The organism is Nocardia sp. NPDC051981 (genome assembly GCF_040680715.1).
Lineage (GTDB): Bacteria > Actinomycetota > Actinomycetes > Mycobacteriales > Mycobacteriaceae > Nocardia.
The window spans coordinates 851,671-873,301 of the sequence record NZ_JBFAXK010000001.1 but is presented as its reverse complement, the minus strand read 5'-3'; the positions used below and the strand labels follow the sequence as shown (position 1 = coordinate 873,301).

The 21,631-nt window shown below is 68.7% G+C and carries 20 protein-coding genes, 1 tRNA gene, 1 pseudogene and 1 riboswitch; of the genes and pseudogenes, 15 read left to right on the top strand and 7 right to left on the bottom strand.

Annotation, left to right across the window (positions count from 1 at the left end):
• Nucleotides 1-312: 312 nt before the first annotated feature.
• From topA to AB0L60_RS03805, 5 genes and pseudogenes are all read left to right on the top strand, one after another.
• Nucleotides 313-3,195, top strand: a complete 2,883-nt coding sequence (gene topA / locus AB0L60_RS03825) for a type I DNA topoisomerase (protein ID WP_364606794.1) — start codon at nt 313-315, stop codon at nt 3,193-3,195.
• Between the two features lie 113 nt (nt 3,196-3,308).
• Entirely contained in the window at nt 3,309-3,815 is a 507-nt protein-coding gene (locus AB0L60_RS03820; RefSeq protein ID WP_364606623.1) for a DinB family protein, read from the top strand.
• 42 nt (nt 3,816-3,857) lie between these two features.
• Nucleotides 3,858-5,072 carry a DNA polymerase III subunit delta' gene (locus AB0L60_RS03815; RefSeq protein ID WP_364606620.1) on the top strand — a complete coding sequence of 405 codons (1,215 nt, stop codon included), beginning with the start codon at nt 3,858-3,860 and terminating at the stop codon, nt 5,070-5,072.
• An 82-nt stretch (nt 5,073-5,154) separates the two neighbouring features.
• Nucleotides 5,155-5,230: transfer RNA gene (locus AB0L60_RS03810), tRNA-Thr, on the top strand.
• A 410-nt stretch (nt 5,231-5,640) separates the two neighbouring features.
• Nucleotides 5,641-5,925 (top strand): annotated as a pseudogene (locus AB0L60_RS03805) (nucleoside deaminase); the annotation flags it as partial.
• 34 nt (nt 5,926-5,959) lie between these two features.
• On the opposite strand, the gene AB0L60_RS03800 reads toward AB0L60_RS03805, so the two are convergent.
• Complete coding sequence (locus tag AB0L60_RS03800) at nt 5,960-7,024, bottom strand: diacylglycerol kinase (protein ID WP_364606617.1); 1,065 nt, start codon at nt 7,022-7,024, stop codon at nt 5,960-5,962.
• Nucleotides 7,025-7,049: 25 nt separating this feature from the next.
• Nucleotides 7,050-7,838 carry an SDR family oxidoreductase gene (locus AB0L60_RS03795; protein WP_364606614.1) on the bottom strand — a complete coding sequence of 263 codons (789 nt, stop codon included), beginning with the start codon at nt 7,836-7,838 and terminating at the stop codon, nt 7,050-7,052.
• A gap of 148 nt (nt 7,839-7,986) precedes the next feature.
• On the opposite strand from AB0L60_RS03795, the gene AB0L60_RS03790 reads away from it, so the two are divergent.
• From AB0L60_RS03790 to AB0L60_RS03780, 3 genes are all read left to right on the top strand, one after another.
• Nucleotides 7,987-8,616 carry a TetR family transcriptional regulator gene (locus tag AB0L60_RS03790; protein WP_364606611.1) on the top strand — a complete coding sequence of 210 codons (630 nt, stop codon included), beginning with the start codon at nt 7,987-7,989 and terminating at the stop codon, nt 8,614-8,616.
• 358 nt (nt 8,617-8,974) lie between these two features.
• Nucleotides 8,975-9,427: a DUF2752 domain-containing protein gene (locus AB0L60_RS03785; RefSeq protein ID WP_364606608.1), complete on the top strand. Its 453-nt coding sequence runs from the start codon at nt 8,975-8,977 to the stop codon at nt 9,425-9,427.
• 18 nt (nt 9,428-9,445) lie between these two features.
• Nucleotides 9,446-9,634 (top strand): hypothetical protein, encoded by a 189-nt coding sequence (locus tag AB0L60_RS03780; protein ID WP_364606605.1) that lies wholly within the window; start codon nt 9,446-9,448, stop codon nt 9,632-9,634.
• A gap of 16 nt (nt 9,635-9,650) precedes the next feature.
• Here AB0L60_RS03780 and AB0L60_RS03775 read toward each other — a convergent pair whose 3' ends face one another.
• Nucleotides 9,651-10,964 carry an aminotransferase class V-fold PLP-dependent enzyme gene (locus AB0L60_RS03775; protein ID WP_364606602.1) on the bottom strand — a complete coding sequence of 438 codons (1,314 nt, stop codon included), beginning with the start codon at nt 10,962-10,964 and terminating at the stop codon, nt 9,651-9,653.
• 56 nt (nt 10,965-11,020) lie between these two features.
• Nucleotides 11,021-11,134: riboswitch (SAM riboswitch) on the bottom strand.
• 406 nt (nt 11,135-11,540) lie between these two features.
• Here AB0L60_RS03775 and AB0L60_RS03770 point away from each other — a divergent pair.
• Nucleotides 11,541-12,200 (top strand): biliverdin-producing heme oxygenase, encoded by a 660-nt coding sequence (locus AB0L60_RS03770; protein WP_364606599.1) that lies wholly within the window; start codon nt 11,541-11,543, stop codon nt 12,198-12,200.
• Between the two features lie 153 nt (nt 12,201-12,353).
• On the top strand, nt 12,354-12,992 hold the full coding sequence (locus AB0L60_RS03765; RefSeq protein ID WP_364606596.1) for a LysE family translocator: 639 nt from the start codon (nt 12,354-12,356) through the stop codon (nt 12,990-12,992).
• A gap of 13 nt (nt 12,993-13,005) precedes the next feature.
• Here the strand turns inward: AB0L60_RS03765 and AB0L60_RS03760 are convergent, their stop codons facing one another.
• The 3 genes from AB0L60_RS03760 to AB0L60_RS03750 form a co-directional block, all read right to left on the bottom strand.
• Nucleotides 13,006-13,554, bottom strand: a complete 549-nt coding sequence (locus AB0L60_RS03760) for a flavin reductase family protein (protein ID WP_364606593.1) — start codon at nt 13,552-13,554, stop codon at nt 13,006-13,008.
• A gap of 77 nt (nt 13,555-13,631) precedes the next feature.
• Nucleotides 13,632-14,105, bottom strand: coding sequence for a YbaK/EbsC family protein (locus AB0L60_RS03755; RefSeq protein ID WP_354831494.1), 474 nt, complete (start codon nt 14,103-14,105; stop codon nt 13,632-13,634).
• Nucleotides 14,106-14,145: 40 nt separating this feature from the next.
• A complete protein-coding gene (locus AB0L60_RS03750) occupies nt 14,146-14,466 on the bottom strand; it encodes a 2-oxo-4-hydroxy-4-carboxy-5-ureidoimidazoline decarboxylase (RefSeq protein WP_364606589.1) in 321 nt (106 codons plus the stop codon).
• 146 nt (nt 14,467-14,612) lie between these two features.
• On the opposite strand from AB0L60_RS03750, the gene AB0L60_RS03745 reads away from it, so the two are divergent.
• Together AB0L60_RS03745 and AB0L60_RS03740 are read left to right on the top strand one after the other, a co-directional pair.
• On the top strand, nt 14,613-15,434 hold the full coding sequence (locus AB0L60_RS03745) for a crotonase/enoyl-CoA hydratase family protein (RefSeq protein WP_364606586.1): 822 nt from the start codon (nt 14,613-14,615) through the stop codon (nt 15,432-15,434).
• Nucleotides 15,435-15,519: 85 nt separating this feature from the next.
• Nucleotides 15,520-17,175 carry an MDR family MFS transporter gene (locus AB0L60_RS03740; RefSeq protein WP_364606583.1) on the top strand — a complete coding sequence of 552 codons (1,656 nt, stop codon included), beginning with the start codon at nt 15,520-15,522 and terminating at the stop codon, nt 17,173-17,175.
• Between the two features lie 65 nt (nt 17,176-17,240).
• On the opposite strand, the gene ppa is transcribed toward AB0L60_RS03740, so the two are convergent.
• Nucleotides 17,241-17,732: an inorganic diphosphatase gene (gene ppa / locus AB0L60_RS03735; protein ID WP_354831485.1), complete on the bottom strand. Its 492-nt coding sequence runs from the start codon at nt 17,730-17,732 to the stop codon at nt 17,241-17,243.
• Nucleotides 17,733-17,983: 251 nt separating this feature from the next.
• Here ppa and dacB point away from each other — a divergent pair, with 251 nt between their 5' ends.
• From dacB to tilS, 3 genes are all read left to right on the top strand, one after another.
• The gene (gene dacB, locus AB0L60_RS03730; protein WP_364606579.1) at nt 17,984-19,444 is read left to right on the top strand and encodes a D-alanyl-D-alanine carboxypeptidase/D-alanyl-D-alanine-endopeptidase; all 1,461 of its coding nucleotides are present in this window, start codon (nt 17,984-17,986) and stop codon (nt 19,442-19,444) included.
• A gap of 13 nt (nt 19,445-19,457) precedes the next feature.
• Nucleotides 19,458-20,531, top strand: coding sequence for a zinc-dependent metalloprotease (locus AB0L60_RS03725; protein WP_364606576.1), 1,074 nt, complete (start codon nt 19,458-19,460; stop codon nt 20,529-20,531).
• A 94-nt stretch (nt 20,532-20,625) separates the two neighbouring features.
• Nucleotides 20,626-21,624: a tRNA lysidine(34) synthetase TilS gene (gene tilS / locus AB0L60_RS03720; protein WP_364606791.1), complete on the top strand. Its 999-nt coding sequence runs from the start codon at nt 20,626-20,628 to the stop codon at nt 21,622-21,624.
• Nucleotides 21,625-21,631 lie beyond the last annotated feature (7 nt).

Sequence of the window (21,631 nt, the reverse complement as noted above, 5' to 3'; positions counted from 1 at the left end):
AGCCAACCCCTCAGGTTCCGTCCCCCATCGCCCCCGGCGGTGGGGGACGACCCATATCTGGACCCATTACACTCGATCACGATCAGGGGCTACATCGTCGCCGTGCACCAGCCACGGCCTTCGAACACGGTATAAACGTTGCTGGCAGCGATATCGGACATCGCAGCTGTTTGCCCCAGCCGCGTAGAGCGCGTACACCAGCGCCGACGCGGATCGAGATGAAAGGTGTGTTCGCCGGTGGCAACACGAGACCGCGGTGCAGCGCCGAACCCCCAGGCAGCGCCCGACCAGGGCCGTTCCCTGCGTCGTCTCGTGATTGTCGAGTCGCCGACGAAGGCCAAGAAGATCGCCCCCTACCTGGGCCGCGGCTATGTCGTGGAGGCCTCGGTCGGTCATATTCGGGACCTGCCGCGGGGTGCGGCGGATGTGCCCGCCAAATACAAAGGACAGCAGTGGGCTCGGCTCGGCGTGGATGTCGATCACGATTTCGAGCCCATTTATGTGGTCAGCCCCGATAAGAAGGGGAAGGTCAGTGAGTTGAAGAGCCTGCTGGCCGACGCCGACGAGCTCTATCTCGCCACCGACCCCGACCGCGAGGGCGAGGCCATCGCCTGGCACTTGCTGGAGACGCTCAAGCCCAAGGTGCCGGTGCGGCGCATGGTGTTCCACGAGATCACCGAGCCCGCCATCCAGGCCGCCGCGGCCGATACCCGTGAGCTGGACCAGGATCTGGTCGACGCGCAGGAGACGCGGCGCATCCTGGACCGGCTCTACGGCTACGAGGTCTCGCCGGTGCTGTGGAAGAAGGTCATGCCGCGGCTGTCGGCGGGCCGGGTGCAGTCCGTGGCGACGCGCGTCATCGTGCAGCGCGAGCGGGAGCGCATGGCGTTCCGGTCCGCGGAGTACTGGGATATCGCGGCCAAGCTGGACGCCGGCGGGCGCGGGCAGGAGGACGGCGGGAATCCGCGGGTCTTCGGTGCGCGGCTGGTCAGTGTCGAGGGCGCTCGCGTGGCGACCGGTCGCGATTTCGGATCCGACGGGCAGCTGAAATCACAGGGTGTCGTCGTACTCGACGCCGGCTATGCGCAGCGGCTGGCGGAATCGCTGCACGGCGTGGATTTCACGGTTTCCTCGGTGGAATCCAAGCCGTACACGCGAAAGCCGTACGCGCCGTTCATGACCTCGACGCTGCAGCAGGAGGCCGCGCGCAAGCTGCGTTTCACCTCCGAGCGCACCATGCGGGTGGCGCAGCGGCTGTATGAGAACGGTTACATCACTTATATGCGTACCGACTCGACGACTTTGTCGGAGTCGGCGATTCAGGCGGCCCGGGCGCAGGCCACGCAGTTGTACGGCGCGGAATACGTGAGTCCCACGCCGCGGCAGTACACCCGCAAGGTCAAGAATGCGCAGGAGGCGCACGAGGCCATTCGTCCCGCGGGCGACACCTTCGCCACGCCGGGACAGTTGCACTCCAAGCTCGACGGCGACGAATTCCGTTTGTACGAGCTGATCTGGCAGCGCACGGTGGCCTCGCAGATGCAGGACGCGCGCGGCACCACGCTGACGGTGCGCATTACCGGTATCGCGAATAGCGGTGAGGAGTGCGTGTTTTCGGCGTCCGGCCGGACGATCACCTTCCCGGGATTCCTCAAGGCGTATGTGGAGAGTGTCGACGAGGAGGCGGGCGGCCAGTCCGACGACGCCGAATCGCGGCTGCCGGCGCTGACCGAGGGTCAGCGCGTGACGGCCATCGAGCTCGAGCCGGACGGGCACACCACCAATCCGCCCGCACGCTTCACCGAAGCTTCGCTGATCAAGGCGCTGGAAGATCTCGGCATCGGCCGTCCTTCCACCTACTCCTCGATCATCAAGACGATTCTCGACCGCGGCTACGTGTACAAGCGCGGCAGCGCGCTGGTGCCGTCGTGGGTGGCGTTCGCGGTGATCGGACTGCTGGAGGACCACTTCGGGCGGCTGGTGGACTTCGACTTCACTGCGGCCATGGAGGACGATCTCGACGCCATCGCCGGTGGCCGCGAGCAGCGCGGAAACTGGTTGTCCTCCTTCTATTTCGGTGGCGATCACGGTGCCGAGGGTTCGGTGGCGCGGTCGGGCGGCCTGAAAAGGATGGTGGGCGAACGACTCGACGGGATCGACGCGCGAGAAGTCAACTCCATCAAGCTCTTCAGCGATGACGAGGGCCGCGATGTGGTGGTCCGGGTCGGCAAGTTCGGGCCGTACCTGGAGCGCATGGTCGTCAATCCCGATGACCCGGACGGGAATCCGGTGTCGCAGCGGGCCAACCTGCCCGACGATCTGCCGCCGGACGAGCTGTCGCCCGAGGTCGCGGAGAAGCTGTTCGCGACTCCGCAGGAGGGGCGCTCGCTGGGTACCGATCCGGCGACCGGGCACGAAATCGTCGCCAAGGAAGGACGTTTCGGTCCGTACGTCACCGAGATCCTGCCGGAACCCGCGGAGGATCTGGACACCACGGCGAAGAAGACCGCCAAGAAGGCGGCCGACAAGCCGAAGCCGCGCACCGGGTCGCTGTTCAAGTCCATGACCGTGGAGTCGGTGACCCTGGACGACGCGCTCAAGCTGCTGTCGCTGCCGCGCGTGGTGGGTGCGGACCCGGCCTCCGGGGACGAGATCACCGCACAGAACGGGCGGTACGGGCCCTACCTGAAGAAGGGTACGGATTCGCGCTCGCTCACCGGCGAGGATCAGATCTTCACGGTGACGCTGGAGGACGCGCTCAAGATCTACGCCGAGCCAAAGCGGCGCGGCGGGCAGTCGGCCAGTGCGCCGCCGCTGCGTGAGCTGGGTGTGGACCCCGTGTCGGAGAAGCCGATGGTGATCAAGGACGGGCGGTTCGGCCCGTACGTCACCGACGGTGAAACCAATGCCAGCCTGCGCAAGGGCGACGAGGTCGAATCCATCACCGACGCAAGGGCTTCGGAGCTGCTGGCGGACCGGCGGGCACGCGGGCCGGTGAAGAAGGCCGCGAAGAAGACCGCCAAGAAGGCGGCCGCGAAGAAGACCGCGGTGGCCAAGACCGTGGTCAAGAAGGCGGCAGCGAAGAAGGCGGCGGCCAAGACGGCGGACGGCGTCACCACCAAGAAGGCAGCGGCGGCCAAGAAGACCCCGGCGAAGAAGGCGGCGGCGAAGAAGACCGCGGCCTCGCCGTCCTGACCTGATCGAAGCGCCCCCGTCACGACGGGGGCGCTCTGCTTTTCGGCCGCTGTGCCTGTCGGTGGCCTGCCGTAGCGTGTAATCCCGAACACGCACCAGCGGAAGGACATTCGATGACCGTCGACCACGAGCGTGAAGAACTGATCAAGATCCTGGACAGCCAGCGCGAGCTCTTCCGGATCACCGTCCGCGGCATCGACGACGAGCAGGCGCGCCAGCGCACCACGGTCAGTGAACTCACCCTCGGCGGTCTGCTCAGCCACGCGGTGAATATCGAGCGGCACTGGACCACCATCCTCGTCGAGCGCGACCCGAACTCCGAATTCGATGTCTCCCGAATGGATTCCGAGTATCGGCTGGACCCGGAGCAGACGGTCGCCGGCCTGCTGGCCGAGTGGGAGGTGGTGGCCGAGCACACCGGCAAGCTGATCCGCGAGCTACCCAACCTCGAGGATTCGGTGCCGACGCCGACCGCGCCCTGGGCGCCGGAGCGGGAATGGCTCACCGTGCGCTACATCCTGCTGCACATCTTCCGGGAGATCGCGCACCACTCCGGGCACGCGGACATCATCCGCGAGGCCTTGGACGGCGCGAACACGACATATCAGCGCGCGAACTGACTACCGGCCGGGCTGTCGGGGGTGGCGGCTAAGGTGGTCGGCGTGGCGGGTGTCTTCGATCGGCTGGTCGGCCAGGGTGCGGTCGAGTCCGAGTTGACGGCTGCGGCGGTGGCGGCACGGGGTGGGGCCGGATCGTCGTCGGCCATGACGCATTCGTGGTTGTTCACCGGGCCGCCCGGATCGGGGCGGTCGGTCGCGGCGCTGTGCTTCGCGGCGGCACTGCAGTGCACGGACGAGGGGACGCCCGGATGCGGGCGGTGTCACGCGTGCACGACCACCATGGCCGGGACACACGGCGATGTGCGGCGGGTGGTGCCGGAGGGTTTGAGCATCGGCACCAAGGAGATGCGCGAGATCGTGCAGGTGGCGTCGCGGCGGCCGAGCACCGGGCGCTGGCAGGTGGTCGTGGTCGAGGACGCCGACCGGTTGACCGAGGCGGCGGGCAATGTGCTGCTGAAGGTGGTGGAGGAGCCGCCGGAGCGCACGGTGTTCCTGCTGTGCGCGCCGTCGGTGGATCCCGAGGACATCTCGGTGACGCTGCGATCCCGGTGCAGGCACGTGCATTTGGCGACCCCGTCGGTGGATTCGATCGCGCGGGTGCTGCACGAGCGGGACGGTCTGGACCAGAAGACCGCCGGCTGGGCGGCCTCGATCAGCGGTGGACATGTCGGGCGCGCCCGGCGGCTGGCCACCGACGACCAGGCCCGGGCTCGGCGCAAACGAGCCCTGGCGCTGGTCACGGCGACCGCCCGGCCCGCAGCGGCGTATGCGGCCGCCGACGAACTGGTGAAGTCGGCCGATGACGAGGCCAAGCAGGTCAGTGCCGAGCGCGACGGGAAGGAACGCGAGGAACTGGCCACCGCGCTGGGCGCGGGCGGCACCGGTAAGGGCACCGCCTCGGCCACCCGCGGTTCCGCCGGTGCACTGAAAGACCTGGAGAAACGCCAGAAGTCGCGGGCCACGCGTACCGGGCGCGATGCCCTGGACCGGGCCCTGATCGATGTCGCGGGCCTGTACCGGGACGCGCTCGCGGTCCGATTCGGCGCGGCCGCGGCGGATTCCTCCTCCGGCGTGACACTCACCCACCCGGACATGGCCGACCAGATCCGGGAACTCGCGACCGATGTCCGCCCCGAAGGCCTGCTGCTCTCCATCCAGGCGGTGCTCGATTGCCGCGAGGCCCTCGAGACCAATGTGAAGCCGCGCTTCGCCCTCGCCGCCATGGCCGCGGCCCTGATCGCGGCCCGTTCCGCCTGACCCGGGCGTGTCCCCGATCACCGCGAGCTCCCGTTTTCGCGATTCGGGCGCGAGACGATAGACTCGCACCGCCGGAAGGCACGCCGCCTTAGCTCAGTCGGTAGAGCGCTTCACTCGTAATGAAAAGGTCGGGGGTTCGATTCCCCCAGGCGGCTCCAAAGAAGCAGGTGGAGAGCGAATCCCGCTCTCCACCTGCTGTTGTTTCGGGATCCGAATCCGGTGCCGGTGGCACCGGGGAACCGGGCGGATCGAAATCGTCTGCCTGGCATGCGAACTCAGTGCATGCGTGCGGAGGCTTGCCCTGTGTGATCATGACGCGGGCCGCTCAGGGAACCCGGTGGCCGGTTGCGGAACACCGATCCGAATCCGGTCTGGCCGATGTGTCGGCTCCACGAAAGATCCAGGTCAACCCGCCGTCAGCGCATATCGTCGCGCGGCGGAGGTCGCTTGGTGATCAACCATCCCCGGATATTGAACAGTATCTCCCGCTCGACGCAGTCTGGGGAAAACGTGATCATGATTCGTTGCGGACAAATCACTCGGTGAAGCCGGTTTGAGAAAGATTCCCATGGGCACGGAGTACCTGACCGGATGCACGGTGTACGCCATCGCCCATCCGTGCCCGATGTGTCTGGCGGCGCTGTATCACTGCGCGCCCGATCAGGTCGTTTTTCTGGCCACCCGCGAGGGTTGCGCGCCCTATATGGCAGGCGGAAACGACAAGTACTTCGAACCCAGCACTTTCTATAGCGAGATCGCCAAGCCCTGGGACCAGCGGCGGCTGCCCATGCGCTACCAGCCGCGCGATGACGCCATCGCGGTGTACAAGCTCTATCTGGAACGACAGAGGTGAGGACTTGTCGGTCCTCACCTCTGTCGTCGGGGAATCAGGAGACCAGGCCGCGGCCGGTGGTCAGGGGGAGATCCATGGCGGTCAGTAGGCCGGGGCGGGATTGGACCACGGCGGGGATAGCGCTGACCAGGCGGGCCGCGGTGCCGACGACGCCGGCTTCGGCGTGGTCGCCGTTGCTGTAGAGCTGCAGGTCGAGGAGGTAGTCGGGTTCGCCCTTGACTTCGACTCGGTAGCAACCCTTACCGGCCGGTTGGGGCCAGTCGGGGGCGAGGTCGGGGTGCAGGCGGGTGGTGTGTTCCAGGGTGAGGACCTCGCGGCCCTTGCTGATGCCGTGCACCTGGAAGCGGAGGGCGGCGGCGGTGCCGGCGGCAATGGTGCGACTGCCCACCTTCAGCTCTTCGCTCGCGGGCAGGCGCTCGAAATGCTGTGTGACGGACTCGAGTTCGATGTCGAGGGCGGCGGCCAGCTGGCGGATGACACTGCCCCAGGCGAGGGTGAGGACGCCGGGCTGGAGCAGCAGCGGCAAGTCGTCGAGGGCGCTGCCGAAGCCCATGATGTCGAACAGGACCTTGGGATTGTCGTAGGTGGAGTAGTCCATCACCTCCGAGCAGATGATCTTGTCGATGCGCTCGGAGCCGCTGGACAGCAGCAGCGGCAGCCAGTCGTTGGCCCAGCCGGGGTCGATGCCGTTGACCCACAGGGAGGCGCCGCCCTCGTTGGCCGCCTCCACGATCGGGGCGATGGCCTCGTCAGGGAGGGTGCCGTAGGGGAACTGCAGGAAGACGGGGCTGCTGGAGACGACATTGATGCCGGCGCGGAGGAAGGTCTTCAGATCCTCCACCGCCTCCATCAGACGGTCGTCGGCCATTGCCGTGTGGACGATGCAGTCGGGCTTCAGGGCCAGGAGCGCCTCGGCGTCCTGGGTTGCGGTGACGCCGATCTCGCGGTCGAGACCGGCCAGCTCGCCCGCGTCCTTGCCGGCCTTGGCGGCGCTGGAGACCCAGACGCCGACCAGGTCGAGCTCGGGGCGGGCGATGATGGAGCGCAGGGTGCGGCGGCCGACATTGCCGGTGCTCCACTGGACTACGCGATACGTCATGGGAAAACTCCTGCGGCGCGGCGGATTACAGGTCGGGGATGGGAAGGTCCAGGTTGGGTGCGGCGATGCCGCCGTCCACCTCGAGCACCTTGCCGGTGATGTAGCCGCCCGCGCGGGAGCTCAGGTAGACGATCGCGGCGGCGATCTCCCAGGGCTCGCCGAGCCGGTGCAGCGGGGTGGCGTCCTCCATCTGCTGCTTGATCTCCGGTTGCTGCGCAACGACTTCCAGCGCGGAGGTGAGCACCGAGCCGACCGCGATGGCGTTCACCCGGATGCGGGGGGACAGGTCGGCGGCGGCCAGCCGGGTCCAGTGCGCGAGGGCGGCCTTGGCGGTGCCGTAGGCGAGGAAGCCGCGGCCGGGGGAGCGGCCCATCATCGAGGAGATATTGACGACCGAGCCGCCGTCGTTCTTCAGCATGTGCGGCACCGCGGCCCGGGTGAGGGCGTGCGCGGTGGAGACATTGAAACGGAATGCCTCCTCGAGGAATTCGGGAGTGGTGGTGAGGAAGGTATTGGGCATGGTGCCGCCGACATTGTTGACCACGATGTCGATGCGGCCGAGTTCGGCGGCGGCGGTTTCGGCCAGCGCGGTGACGGCGGAAAGATCCGACAGGTCCGCGGGGACCGTGATGGCGCGGCGGCCGAGCGCGTGGATCTTGCCCGCCACCTCGTCGAGCTGAGCGGCGGTGCGGGCCGAGATGGCCACGTCCGCGCCGGCTTCGGCGAGGGCGAGCGCGGTGGCGGCGCCGATGCCGCGGCCCGCGCCGGTCACGACGGCGACGCGGCCGTCCAGTCGGAAGGTGTCCAGGATCATCGCGAAATCAGTCCTTCTGGGAGTGATGGCAGTCACAAGCAGCTTTAAGCATTTATTCTTAATCGTCAAGCAGAAGTTCTTTATCCGCTGGTGAGCGCTACAGTGCAGGCTGTGGCAAGGATTGACAGGTGGCAGTGACGGTGTCCGAATGGCAGTGACAGAAGCGCGTGAGCGCATCATTCTCGCGGCGGAGCAGCTGATCGCCGAGCGGGGGCAGGCGGTGCCGCTGCGCGATATCGCGGCAGCCGCCGGACAGCGGAACAACTCGGCGATCCAGTACCACTTCGGCTCCCGCGACGGGCTCATCGAGGCCGTGGTCGAACACCGGCTCGCCACCCTCGAGGTGCGGCGGCTGGAATTACTGGCCGAACAGGCCGGAACGGGTGCGACCGGCGTGCACGACCTACTGGAGGCGCTGGTCATTCCCATGCTCGAGCTCAGCGACCGGCACGGGATCCATCACTACGCGCGGTTCCTCGAACAGATCCACACCCATCGGGCCGTCACCGACGCGGCCAATCTGGAATCCGCGCGGCGCACCTCGGTGCGGGTGATCATGCAGCAGCTGGAGCGGGAACTGACCGACCTGCCGAAACGATTGCGGCTGCGGCGGTTACGCGCCTTGCCGACCGTGCTGTTCGCCTTGCTGGCCGACCACGAGCGGGCCGTGGAGGCCGGGCGGGTGGCCGCGGGGGACGTGACGGCGTGGGGGGAGATCGTGGACATGCTCGCGGGGGTGCTGACCGCGCCGGTGGTGGAGCGCGCGCCGATTCGCTGACGCCGGAACGCGAACGGCCCGCCCCGGATCGAATCCGGTACGGGCCGTTCGGAACCGAGCGCGGTGGACCAGCGCTGGTGCGGCTGGGGGTAGTTCGGTGGCTGGCAGCCGCGGGTCGGCAGCGGGAAGGAGCCGAGCGGGGCGGGTGGCAGTGGACCGGGGTGTTCGCCTGGTCGTAGGGGCTCGGCGCCGGTGTGTACTCCGCCGGTGTGGACATGGGTGTGGCGGTCTGCTCGTTCTCCCGCTTCTTCTCGAGCGCGAACCAGACGCCGCCGCCGACGAGGATGACGGCCAGCAGGCTGATGAGGCCGAACACACGGTCGACGACGTTGTGGTGGTGCGGCTACCGTTGATGGTCGTGGACACCACGGCAGCAGCAGTCATGGAAACGCCCGCCCGGCCGCGGTGGCTCGGCGTCGGGCTACCGCTGCTGACCGGTGGGGCGGTGGCAGGCGGGCTGGCGCTGCTGCACTTCCGGGATCCGCATGTGCAGGGGGCGTACGGAGTGTGCCCGTTCTACGAACTGACCGGATACTGGTGCCCCGGCTGCGGCGGGTTGCGCGGGCTGCACAACCTCACCGATGGCCGGATCCTCGACGCCATCCACAGCAATGTGCTGCTGCTCCCGCTGACACTGGGCTTCATCGCCTGGTGGGGCACCTGGGTGGTGCGCGGGTGGCGGGGGAATCCGGTGCCGCCGCGACTACCGCAGGTGCTGCCCAGGTACGCGGTGTGGGTGGCCCTGGCATTTCTCCTGGTCTTCACGGTTGTGCGGAACACACCGTGGGGTAGTTGGATCGCGCCGGTTTAGGCGGGGCATGCTCTGCTTATGAGCGATTCGCTGAAGGAGCGCGTGCGGGAGAAGCTGATCCGGCAGCTCGAAGAGGATGGGCCGCCGGACCCCGATCAGGAGGACACCCGGCAGCTCTCCGTCCAGGTCGACCTCGACGCGCTCGACGCGGTGGCCGACGACGATCCACTCGTCGAGGTGCTCGCGGCCCGCTACATGGTGCCCTGACCGGTTCCCGGCCGGCTCAGAAACCGCAGGCAGCCCCGCCCTCGGCCGAACTGCCGAAGGGACGGGTCTCGGGGACCGGGTTCCAATGTCCTTCGGTGCGGGCGTAATTCCACGCCGGGCCGCGCGCCACCAGGGTCGCGATGGCCTCGACGAGGCGGTCGACGTCGGCGGCGGTGGTGCCCAGGCCGATGCTGGCGCGCAGGGCGGCATCGACACCGAGGCGGGACAGCAGCGGGTGAGCGCAGAAGCGGCCGTCGCGCACCCCGATGCCGTGCTCGGCGGAGAGGTAGGCGGCCACCTGGCCGGGCTCGAAGCCGTCGACGGTGAAGGCGACAATGCCGACCGCGTCGGTGCTGTCGCGCCAGATCCGCAGGAAGTTCACGCCCGGAACGGTTTTCAGGCCGTAGCGCAGGCGGTGGGTGAGGTACTGCTCATGCTCGATCACGGTGGTCTCGTCCAGCTCGGCGAGGGCATCGCAGGCCGCGGCCAGGGCGGCGACGCCCAGCACGTTCGGGGAACCGGCCTCGTGGCGCTGCGGGGCGGGAGCCCATTCGACGCTCTCCGTGCTCACCGAGCGCACCCCACCGCCGCCGGCCAGGTAGGGCTCGGCCGCATCCAGCCAGTCCCGGCGGCCGACCAGCACGCCCGCGCCGAACGGGGCGTAGGTCTTGTGGCCGGAGAAGGCCAGGTAGTCGATGCCGGTGGTGCGCAGGTCGATTCGGCGATGCGGGGCCAGCTGGGCGGCGTCCACCAGGATGCGGGTGCCGCACTGGTGGGCGATCCAGGCCAGCCGCTCCAGCGGCAGCAGTTCGCCGGTCACATTGGAGGCGCCCGTAACCGCCAGCAGCGCAGCGGGTTTCGAGCACAGCTCGGCGACCAGGCGCTGGATGGTCTCCTCGATGGTGTCCGCGACCGGAACCACCCGGCGGCCGCGCCGGGTCCAGGGCAGCAGGTTGGCGTGGTGCTCGACGTCCAGCACCACGGTGTCACCGGGCACGCAGGCGGCGAGCAGGTTCAGTGAATCGGTGGTGTTGCGGGTGAAGACCACCACCTGGTCCTCGGCCGCGTTCAGGAAGCGGGCGACCGAACCGCGGGCCGACTCGTAGCAGTCGGTGGAGACCCGGGAGGCGTATCCCGCGCCGCGGTGCACGCTGGCGTAGTAGGGCAGCAGGTCCGTGACCCGGTCGGTGACCTGCCGCAATGCGGGTGCGCTCGCGGCGTAGTCGAAGTTGGCGTAGCCGGCCGTCCCGCCCTGGACCAGCGGGACCCGCAGGTCACAGCCGGAGACGGTGGCGAGGGCGGCACAGGTCTGGTCGGCGATAGCAGTCATCACGAAATCCCGTCGGGTTCATGGACACGCGATCGCGAAAACAGAAATCGATCGAGAGTCCGCGCTTGCCGCGCCCGGTCGGGCGTCGGCCCGGTCGTCACCCGGAGCACCCCACCGCGGAGGAGGGTTGCCGACCAGCAAGCCGGGGCTTCGCGCTGGTACTCATGACCTGATTGCAGAGACTGGCAGACGGCTCGCGGGCTTGTCAACCCCGCCCGGCCGTGGCGCCGCCGTCACGATTTGCGGGTCGCCACGCAGCGTTCGAGGCCGGGCGCCCGGACGTCGCGCCCGATCGGATCGCGGAGGTGTTCGCCGAGTACCGCCCGGAGGAACCCGAGGTGCTCTTCGATTACTTCACGCGGGCCACGGTCGCGCTGCGGGAGGCTGCGCACGACATGCTGGAGCGCCGCGGGTCGGTGTGACGAACGGCACGACCGTATCGGAAAAATCGTCCGAAAGTTGGATCGGGTGGGCCGCAAAGTTCGAATCGCGCGAACGTTGCTGGGGCGTATGGTCGGAGTCGAAGTTAGGGTAGCCAAAGTGGTGCCCCCCGAGTTGACCACGAGGAGCCCGACCATGCTGGAGACCAGCACCCCGTTCTCGACGCTCATTCGCACCGCGACCGAGCAGCAGCACAACGAGGCGGAACACTCCACGTTCATGCGCGACATGCTCGGCGGGCAGCTCGGGGTGGAAGCCTTCTATCGGTACACCGCCCAGCTCTGGTTCGTCTACGCCGCCCTCGAAAAGCACTCCGCCGCACTGGCTTCCGACCCGGTCGCGGGTCCGTTCGTCAGGCCGGAACTGGCGCGGCTGGCCGCGCTGGAGGCCGACCTGGCCCACCTCGGCGGCGCGAACTGGCGCGATGAACTGACCGCGCTGCCCGCCACCGCCGCCTACGCCGCCCGCATCGAGGAATGCGCGGGCGACTGGCCGGCCGGCTATGTGGTCCACCACTACACCCGCTATCTGGGCGATCTCTCCGGCGGCCAGGTCATTCGCGGTACCGCCGAGAAGCTGTGGAACCTGCCCAAGAAGGGCGACGGCGTGCGGTTCTACGTCTTCGAGAACATCGCCAACCCGGCCGCGTTCAAGCGCGACTACCGCGAGGCCCTCGACCAGCTTCCCCTCGACGGCCCCGAGGTCGATCGCGTACTCGACGAGGCGCGACTGGCGTTCACGATGAACACTGATCTGTTCCGTGAGCTGGGTGCGGAATTCAGCGCGCGGAACTGAAACTCGCAACCCCGAAGGTCGCCGACCCCCGTTGATCGACAGGGGCGGCGGCCTTCGTCATCTCCGCGGTGCATCGTTGACCCTGTTCGTCGGGGGCAGGGTCAGCGATCTCACCCTTGCGCCGGTCCGCGGTGATGGGTTGCGATGGAGGGCATGAGCTTTCCGCTGCTACTGAGTTTCGTGGGGTTGTGTGTGCTGCTCGCGCTCACGCCGGGGCCGGATACCTTTCTGGTACTGCGATTTTCGATGGCCGGATCGCGACCCGGAATCGCGGCGGCAATCGGCTCGGCGTTCGGCGGGATCGTGTGGGCCACCGTGGTCGCGGCCGGGGTTGCGGCGCTGCTGGAACAGTCGGCGACCGCGTATCGCACGCTCAAGGTGGTCGGCGGAATCTACCTGGTGTACCTGGGTGTTCGGGCGCTGCTGGCGCATCGGCGCGGGCCCGCCGCGGCGGCCGACGGGGCGGATGTCGCGGTGGCGCAGGGTGCGCCGGCGTCGCTGCGCTCGGCGTTCGCTGCCGGATTGCTGTCGTGTGTCTTCAATCCGAAGGTGGGGTTGTTCTACCTCGCGGTGCTGCCGCAGTTCCTGACCCAGGTGACATTCCTCAACACGCTCACGCTCGGGGCCATCGAATCCAGTGTCGCGGCAATCGAAATGGTCCTGCTGGCGGTGGCGGCCGCGCGGGCGGTGGAGTTGCTGCGACGGCCGCTTGTCCGGGTGCGGCTGGAGCAGGCGAGCGCGGCGATTCTGGCGGCGCTGGGCATCGGCACGGCGGCCTCGGCCGCGGCCTGAGTCGGCGCCTGAGTCAGTCGGCGATCTCGGCGCGGTGGTACGCGCCGTTGTAATACACCAGCGGGCCCACCGCCGGGGAGTTCTCGGTGTTGTCGTGCACCTGGGTGACCAGGCCGATGACCAGGGTGTGGTCGCCGATCGGGAGGAGCTGATGGACCGTCGCGCGGACCCAGATGGGAGTGCCGTGCAGGACGGGTTCGCCGCTGCCGAGCGTCGTCCACAGGGACCGGTCGGTAAAACGCTCCTCGGCGGTCCGGCTGAACCGCTGGGCCAGATGCTTCTGATGCTCGCCGAGGAAATGCACCACCAGCGATTCGGCCCGCAGCATGGCCTCGATGCTGGAGGAGGTCTCGGCGATATTGAACGAGATGAGCGGCGGCTGTGCGGAGAGCGAGGCGAACGAGGTGGCGGTGAAGCCCACCGGACCCTGGTCGGACTCGAACGTGACGATGGTGACCCCGGCCGGATAGTGCCGCATGGCGGCGCGGTACTGCTGCGCGGTAATGCCGCTCAGATCGTCGGGCACGTGTAGCTCGGTGCCGGGCGTCGGGGAATCGCTCACGTCACGAAACTACGTGGTCGAGCGCCCGGTTATTCCACCCTGTTAGGAATTGCCCGGTCCACGGCGGTAGGTGGTGCTCAGTCCACGTCGATGGCCAGGCCCGCGGTGATCCGGACCAATTCCCCGAAGGTGGTGCGGAACAGCGTGTTCGGGTGCCCGCCCGCGGCCCACAACTCCTGATACTGCGACAACGCCGTGTCGACGAAGGTCGGCAGATTGGTCGGGTGCCCGAGCGGGGCGACACCTCCGATGGGCTGCCCGGTCACCTCGCGGACCATGGCCGCGGGCGCCCGGGAGAGCGTGCCCTCGAGGCGCTCCCCGGTGCGGCTCAGATGCACCTGGTGCGCGCCGGACACCAGCAGCAGCACCGGATCGTCGTCGAGCAGGAAGACCAGCGATTTGGTGATCGCCCCGACGGTGACGCCGAGCGCGTCGGCGGCTTCCTGCGCGGTGTGGGTGGGACTGGGCTGGGTGATGATCACCCCGTGATGGCCGCGCGCGATCAAGGTGTCGGAGACCTTCGACGCGACCGGTGGCAGGGACCTGCGCATGGCAACCAGGGTAGAGCGATTGCGGTGGATGTGCCGGGGATCAGTAGTCGGGATAGCCCTCCTCCGGGCCCAGCAGCTCGGTGAGGCGGTCGCGCACGATCGGGGTCAGCTCCTCGACGGTGCGCCGCGAAACCCACTGGTGCGCACAGGAATCGAAGACCCGTTCCAGGTCGATCGCGGACAGGGCGTGCAGCTCCGCCGCGGCGGCCGTCTGGAGTGCGGCGTGGCCCGGGTACGGGCGGCCGTCGGCGATCTTCTGGGCCCAGGTGACATTGCAGCAGCATTCGTACAGGGCATGAATCGCGCGGCGACGGGGGAGCGTATTGAAGCGGTCGAGGCCGATTCCGTGATGCATCAACATCCAGACCTCACACACGGGATGGGCGAGTTGTGCGGACCCGCTAATCGTGCGCCGGGAGGCGGTTCGAAGACACTGGGACGCAGCAGATTTAGCACAGGATTAACACCGGCCCGACCCGCCCCCGGCACCCCCGATACGCTGGACCGATGACCGAATGGAAGGCTTTCGAGGTCGAAAGCAAGGACCACATCGCCCAGGTGACGCTCACCGGTCCCGGCAAGGGCAATGCCATGGGCCCCGACTTCTGGCGCGAACTGCCGCTGATCTTCGGCGAACTCGACGCCGACCCGGACATCCGCGCCATCGTGCTCACCGGATCCGGCACGCACTTCTCCTACGGCCTGGACCTGCCGGCCATGAGCCCGCTCTTCGGGCCGCTGCTGGCCGACCGGGCGCTCGCCGGGCCGCGCACCGACTTCCTCAAGCACGTGCGCAGCATGCAGGACTCGGTCACCGCGGTCGCCGACTGCGTCAAGCCGGTCATCGCGGCGATCTCCGGCTGGTGCATCGGCGGCGGACTGGACCTCATCGCCGCCGCGGATGTCCGCCTGGCCAGCGCCGACGCCAAGTTCAGCCTCCGCGAGGCCAAGGTGGCCATCGTCGCCGACATCGGCTCGCTGCATCGGCTGCCGGGCATCATCGGCGAGGGGCACGTGCGTGAACTCGCCTACACCGGCAAGGACATCGACGCGGCCCGCGCCGAGAAGATCGGCCTGATCAACGACGTGTACGCCGACCAGCAGGCCGTGCTGGACGCCGCCCACGCCATGGCGCGCGAGATCGCCGCCAACCCGCCGCTGGTGGTGCAGGGCATCAAGGACGTCCTCGACCAGCCCAAGCGCGGCAGGATCGCCGACGGGCTGCGCTACGTGTCGACCTGGAACTCGGCGTTCCTGCCGTCGGAGGACCTCACCGAGGCCATCCAGGCGGTCTTCGAGAAGCGCCCCCCGGAGTTCAAGGGGAAATGACCCCAGGGGGTTCCGGCCCCGTAAAAGGACCCCATGCCTCCGGTTCCCGGCCTATCGTTTTGGGCGGGGGACCGGAGGTTTGGCCATGGCTACATCCGAGGTGAGCGAGTCGACCGGTGCGGGCGGCTTCACTCATCGCGAAATAATGGTGATCCTCAGCGGGCTGCTGCTGGGCATCCTGCTCGCGGCGCTCGATCAGACCATCGTGTCCACCGCGATCCGCACCATCGCCGACGATCTGAACGGGTATTCACTGCAGGCCTGGGCGACCACCGCGTATCTGATCACCGCCACCCTGGCCACGCCGCTGTACGGCAAGCTCTCGGACATGTACGGGCGCAAGCCCTTCTACCTCGCCTCGATCACCATCTTCGTGACCGGCTCGCTGCTGTGCACCTTCGCGCAGTCCATGTACGAGCTGGCCGCTTTCCGGGCGCTGCAGGGTCTGGGCGCGGGCGGGCTCATGTCGCTGGCGCTGACCATCGTGGGCGACATCGTGAGCCCGCGCGAAAGGTCCAGGTACCAAGGGTATTTCCTGGCCGTGTTCGGTACCTCGAGTGTGATCGGGCCGGTGCTGGGCGGGCTGTTCGCGGGACAGCACAGCATTCTCGGGATCGCGGGCTGGCGCTGGGTGTTCCTGGTGAACGTGCCCATCGGCCTGTTCACCCTGGTCGTGGTGACCCGGGTGCTACGCCTGCCGCCCCGCGAGAAATCCCGTGACCGCGTGGACTACTGGGGCGCGCTGGCGCTCATCATCGCCATGAGCCCGCTGCTCATCGTGGCCCAGCAGGGACGCGAATGGGGCTGGGGCAGTGCGCGATCCATCGTCTGCTATCTGATCGGCGCGCTCGGGGTGATCGCCTTCATCCTGGTGGAAGCCGCGCTGGGAGAGGCCGCGCTCGTCCCGCTGCGCATCTTCGCCAATCGCACCTTCGCGCTCGGCGTCGTCATCTCGTTCGTGGTGGGCGCGGGCATGTTCGGCGGAATCCTGCTGCTGCCACAGTATTTGCAGGCCGACCGGGGTGCCGGCCCGATGCTGGGCGGGCTGCAGATGATACCCATGGTGCTGGGCATGATGATCGGCTCGGTGGTATCGGGGCAATTGATCTCGCGCACCGGGCACTACCGCGTCTACACGCTGCTGGGCTCGGCCATGATCACCATCGGGCTGTTCCTGCTGCACTACCTGAAGGCCGATACGGCGTTCTGGATCGTGGTGCTGTTCATGCTGTGTGTGGGTTTCGGGCTGGGCAATCTCATGCAGCCGCTCATCGTGGCGCTGCAGAATGCGTTGCCGCCCAAGGACATGGGCGTCTCCACCGCTGCCGCCACCTTCTTCCGGCAGATCGGCGGCACGCTCGGCGCCGCGGTGTTCCTGTCGATCCTGTTCGATCGGCTCGGACCCAATATCCGCGCGCAGCTGCTGGAAGCGGGCAAGGACCGCACGTTCCAGGACGCCGTCGCGGCCGGGGCGCACGACGGGAATCCCGCGGATATGGCGCTGTCGCAAGGACTTCTGAAGCACGACACCTCGGCGGCGCAGGGGGTGCTGAACGACAGTTCGGTGATCCAGAAGCTCGATCCCGTGCTCGCACACCCGTTCAAGGTGGGATTCGCGGAATCGCTGTCGACGGTCTTCCTGACCACATCCGCCGTCACCCTGCTGGCGTTCGTGCTGGTGGTGTTCTGGAAGGAAGTCCCGCTGCGCACGACCGCCGGGCTCGCGGCCGCTGCCGAGTAGGACGCGGGATCCGGGAAAACGAAAGGAGCGGCGCGGAATCCGCGCCGCCCCTCGTCAGCGGGAGCTCAGTGGCCGCCCTGCTCCTTCAGGCGAGCGTAGGCCTCGTCGACGAGCTTCTCGGCCTTCGCACGGCCCTCCCAGCCCTCGACCTTGACCCACTTGCCGGGCTCCAGGTCCTTGTAGTGCTCGAAGAAGTGCGCGATCTCCTTGCGCTGGAACTCCGGAATGTCCTCGACGTCCTGGATGTGCGCCCAGCGCTTGTCGCCGGCAGGCACCGCCACGAGCTTCTCGTCGATGCCGGCCTCGTCGCTCATGATCAGCACGCCGACGGGACGGGCCTCGACCAGCACACCCGGGAACACGGACTCGGGCAGCAGCACCATGCAATCCAGCGGATCGCCGTCGCCGCCGAGGGTGTTCTCGATGTAGCCGTAGTCGGCCGGGTACATCATCGGCGTGTACAGGAAGCGGTCCAGCCGAACGCGTCCGGTCTCGTGATCGACCTCGTACTTGTTGCGCTGACCCCGGGGGATCTCGATCGTGACGTCGAACTCCACGTCATCTCCTTTTCGGTGGGCGGTAAGGCTGCCGACTCGCCAGCTCGTTCAAGGGAACGACTGCGCAACGAGGATAGTGTGTGAATGCGGGGCAGTTCGCGGCCCGGCTCGGTTCTGGAGCGACGGAGCGAGGGAGCGCAGCGGCTGAGCGGAGGAGTGAAGAACCGAGCCTTCGGCTCCATAGGCCTGCGCCTTGGCCGTGAACCCGCGACGCCGAAGGCGGCGCAATCGGATACAGGAGACAGCGGCAGGTGTTTGGTCGGAACAAGCAGAACATCGGTGGTCTGGAGGCCAAGCGGCGACGCAGAACCTGGATCGTGGTGTCGTTGGTGCTGGTCGTCGCGGTGGCGGCGGCCGGGGCGGTGGCGGTGATCCTGAAGCCGTGGACGGAGGAATTCCGGCACGGGGGGTTGACGATCGCCGATCCGCCCGCGCCCGTGAAGCCGATTCCGCAGGTCGCGCCCGCCCCGGTGACCGCGCCCGCCGCCTCAGCGAACGGGCTGGCCGCCGCGCTCGGACCGGTGGTCGGCAATCCGGACCTCGGGATCTTCGCCGCCTCGGTCTCCGACGGGGACACCGGCAAGGTGCTGTGGACCATGGACCCGGACAAGGGCATGATCCCGTCCTCCACCGCCAAGATCCTCACCACCGCGGCCGGACTGCTCGCCCTGCCCGACGATCACCGGATCACCACCAAGGTGATGACCGGCTCGGCTCCCGGCGAGATCGTGCTGGTCGGCGGCGGCGACCCGACCATCACCGCGCAGCCGGACGGCAAGGGCTACTACCCGGACGCACCCCGGCTGCAGGACCTGGTCGCGCAGATCAAGACCGCCGGGCAGCGGGTGGACTCCATCGTGGTCGACACCTCCGCGTACGCGGGCCCGAACTTCGCGCCCGGCTGGGACAACGCCGATATCGCGGGCGGCTCCATCGCGCCGCTCGACCCGGTCATGATCGACGGAGGCCGCCTCGACCCGCTGGTCGAATATTCGCCCCGCACCCCCACTCCCGCCCTCGACGCCGGCCGGAAGCTGGCCGCCGAACTGGGCGTCGATCCCGCCAAGGTGAAGCTGGGCACCGCCCCGGCGAGCGCGAACCAGCTGGCCGCCGTGCAGTCCGCGCCGCTGCGGGAACGCATGCTGCAGGCCATGGTGCACTCCGACAATGTGCTCGCCGAGGCCATCGGCCGCGAGGTCGCGGTGGCGAGCGGGCAGGAAGCCTCCTTCACCGGCGCGGTGACCGCCATGACGACCGTGTTGCAGGCCGCCGGATTCGATCTGACCGGCCTGAAAATGGCCGACAACAGCGGGCTTTCGACCGACGACCACATTCCCCCGCGCCTGCTCAACCGGGTGCTGACCGTGGCCGCGTTGTCCAATAGCGCTGGCCCGCAAGGCAATTCGACCGCCGACTCGGCCGCGACCAGCGCCGACGGCTCCCCGCTCGCGCCGCTGCTGGACTTCCTGCCAGTGGCGGGCGGTACCGGCTCGCTGGCAGCCCGCTATGTCGACCGGGATCGCGACGGGGCGGGGTGGATCCGGGCCAAGACCGGAACTCTGTCCGTCTCGAGTGCGTTGGTGGGTTATGTGCTGGACCGCGACGGACGGGTCCTGACGTTCGCCTTGATGTCGAACGATCGGCCGCCGGAGGCGAGCCGACCCGCGCTGGACGCCGTCGCCAACGCACTGCGCAACTGTGGCTGCTCCTGACGGGTGGATGAACATGACCGGATCCGAAAACCCTGTGGCCCCCGCTCGCACCCGGACCAACCTGACCGGTGTAGTGGACTGGAACGTGGCCGCCCGCACCGGCGCCGCGCTGGTGCCCGCCGGGCCGCGGACATCCCGGTACTCGGCCGAACACGCGGTCGCCGAACTCGCCGCCGCCTCGGTGCGCGCCGAGGGGCCGGTCCGCGAGGTCAGCGGTCTCGACGACGGGTCGGTGGTACCGGACGCGCTGATCGTGGACCGGCCCGGCTGGATCCACGCCGCCGCCGAATCCATGGCCCAGCTCACCGGCAGCGGCGTGGAACCCGGGGAGAAGGGCAAACTCGTCGGCAAACCGGCAGGAGTGCAGGCCGGAGCCATGCTGGCGTTCCTGTCGACGGCCATCCTCGGCCAGTACGACCCGTTCACCGGGCCCGACGGCACGCTGCTGCTGGTCGCGCCCAACATCATGGCGGTGGAACGCGCACTCGGCGTGCTGCCCAGCGACTTCCGGCTCTGGGTGTGCCTGCACGAGGTCACCCACCGGGTCCAATTCTCTTCCGCCCCTTGGATCGCCGGCTACATGCGCCGCAATGTCGAGGTGCTCGGCGAGGCGGGCGACGAACCCCTCGCCGATATGCTGGCCCGGCTCGTCGACGCCGTGAAGGAGCGCCGCCGCGGCGGCGACGACCCGGCCGGCGGCGTCATCGGGCTGCTGCGCGCCACCCAGGCCGCACCGCAGCGCGACGCCCTCGACCGTCTGCTCATGCTCGGCACGCTGCTGGAGGGCCACGCGGACCACGTCATGGACGCCGTCGGACCCGCCGTGGTGCCCTCGGTCGCCCGCATCCGCGCCGCCTTCGATCAGCGCCGCAAGCGCCCAGCCAACCCCATCCAGCGGCTGCTGCGGGCACTGCTCGGCATGGACGCCAAGGTCGCCCAGTACGTGCGCGGCAAGGCCTTCGTCGACGAGGTCGTCGACACCGTCGGCATGGCCCGGTTCAACACCATCTGGACCGACCCCGAAACTCTGCCCCGCACAGACGAAATCGGCGAACCGCAGCGCTGGGTCGCCCGCGTCCTCGGCTGAGCCGTTGCCGCCGCACCGTGCCCCGGGGCCCGCGTGCGACGATCAGGGCGTGAACGATCGGCCCCGGCTGCCCGAGACGCCTGCCGCGCTGGAGATGCGGCGCGCCGTGCGGGAATGGCTGGGACGGTACGCGCCTGACGGGGTGGTCGCCGTGGCCCTCTCGGGTGGGGCGGATTCGGTCGCCCTGACAGCCGCCGCCTGCGCGGAGGCGGATGTGGTGGACGCCTTGACGGTGGATCACGGTCTGCAGACGGGGTCGGCGGAGGTGGCCGCGGCGGCGGCCGCGCTGGCGTCGAAGCTGGGCTGCCGGTCGGCGCGGGTACTGACCGTGACGGTCGAACGTGCCGGGACGGGCCCCGACATCGCCGATCACGACCAGGACATCGGCGACCGCGCGGGCAAGGCCCGGTACCCGGGTGGTCCGGAAGCGGCGGCGCGGCGGGCCCGGTACGCGGCGCTGGACCAGGCGCGGCAGGGATTGCCGGTGTTGCTCGGGCACACGCTGGACGATCAGGCCGAGACGGTACTGCTCGGGCTCGGGCGTGGGTCGGGGGCGCGGTCCATCCAGGGGATGCCGGAATTCGATGCGCCGTGGGGGCGGCCGCTGCTGGGGGTGCGGCGGAGCGTGGCCCGCGAACTGTGCGCGGATCTGGGGATCACGCCCTGGGAGGACCCGCACAACAGCGCGCCGGAATTCACCCGGGTACGCCTGCGACACGAGGTGCTGCCGCTGCTGGAGGACGTGCTCGGTGGTGGCGTGGCCGCCGCGCTCGCGCGCACGGCAGCGCAACTGCGGGAGGACGGGGAGGTGCTGGACGCGCTCGCCGGAGAGTTGCTGGCAGCCGCCCGGGACGGTGACGGGCTGCGAATCGAGATGCTCGCCACTGCCGCGCCCGCGGTCCGCCGCCGCGCCATTCGCGAATGGTTGCTCGAGCGTGGCGCAAAATCATTGACGGACAGCAATTTACGGGCGGTCGAGGCGCTGGTCACGCGGTGGCGGGGGCAGGGCGGGGTCGCGGTGGGCGGTTCGGCCAGTGGGACGAGGTTGGTTGCCGCGCGTGAACATGGCAGGCTCATACTCGGTTCGGAGTGAACCCGGA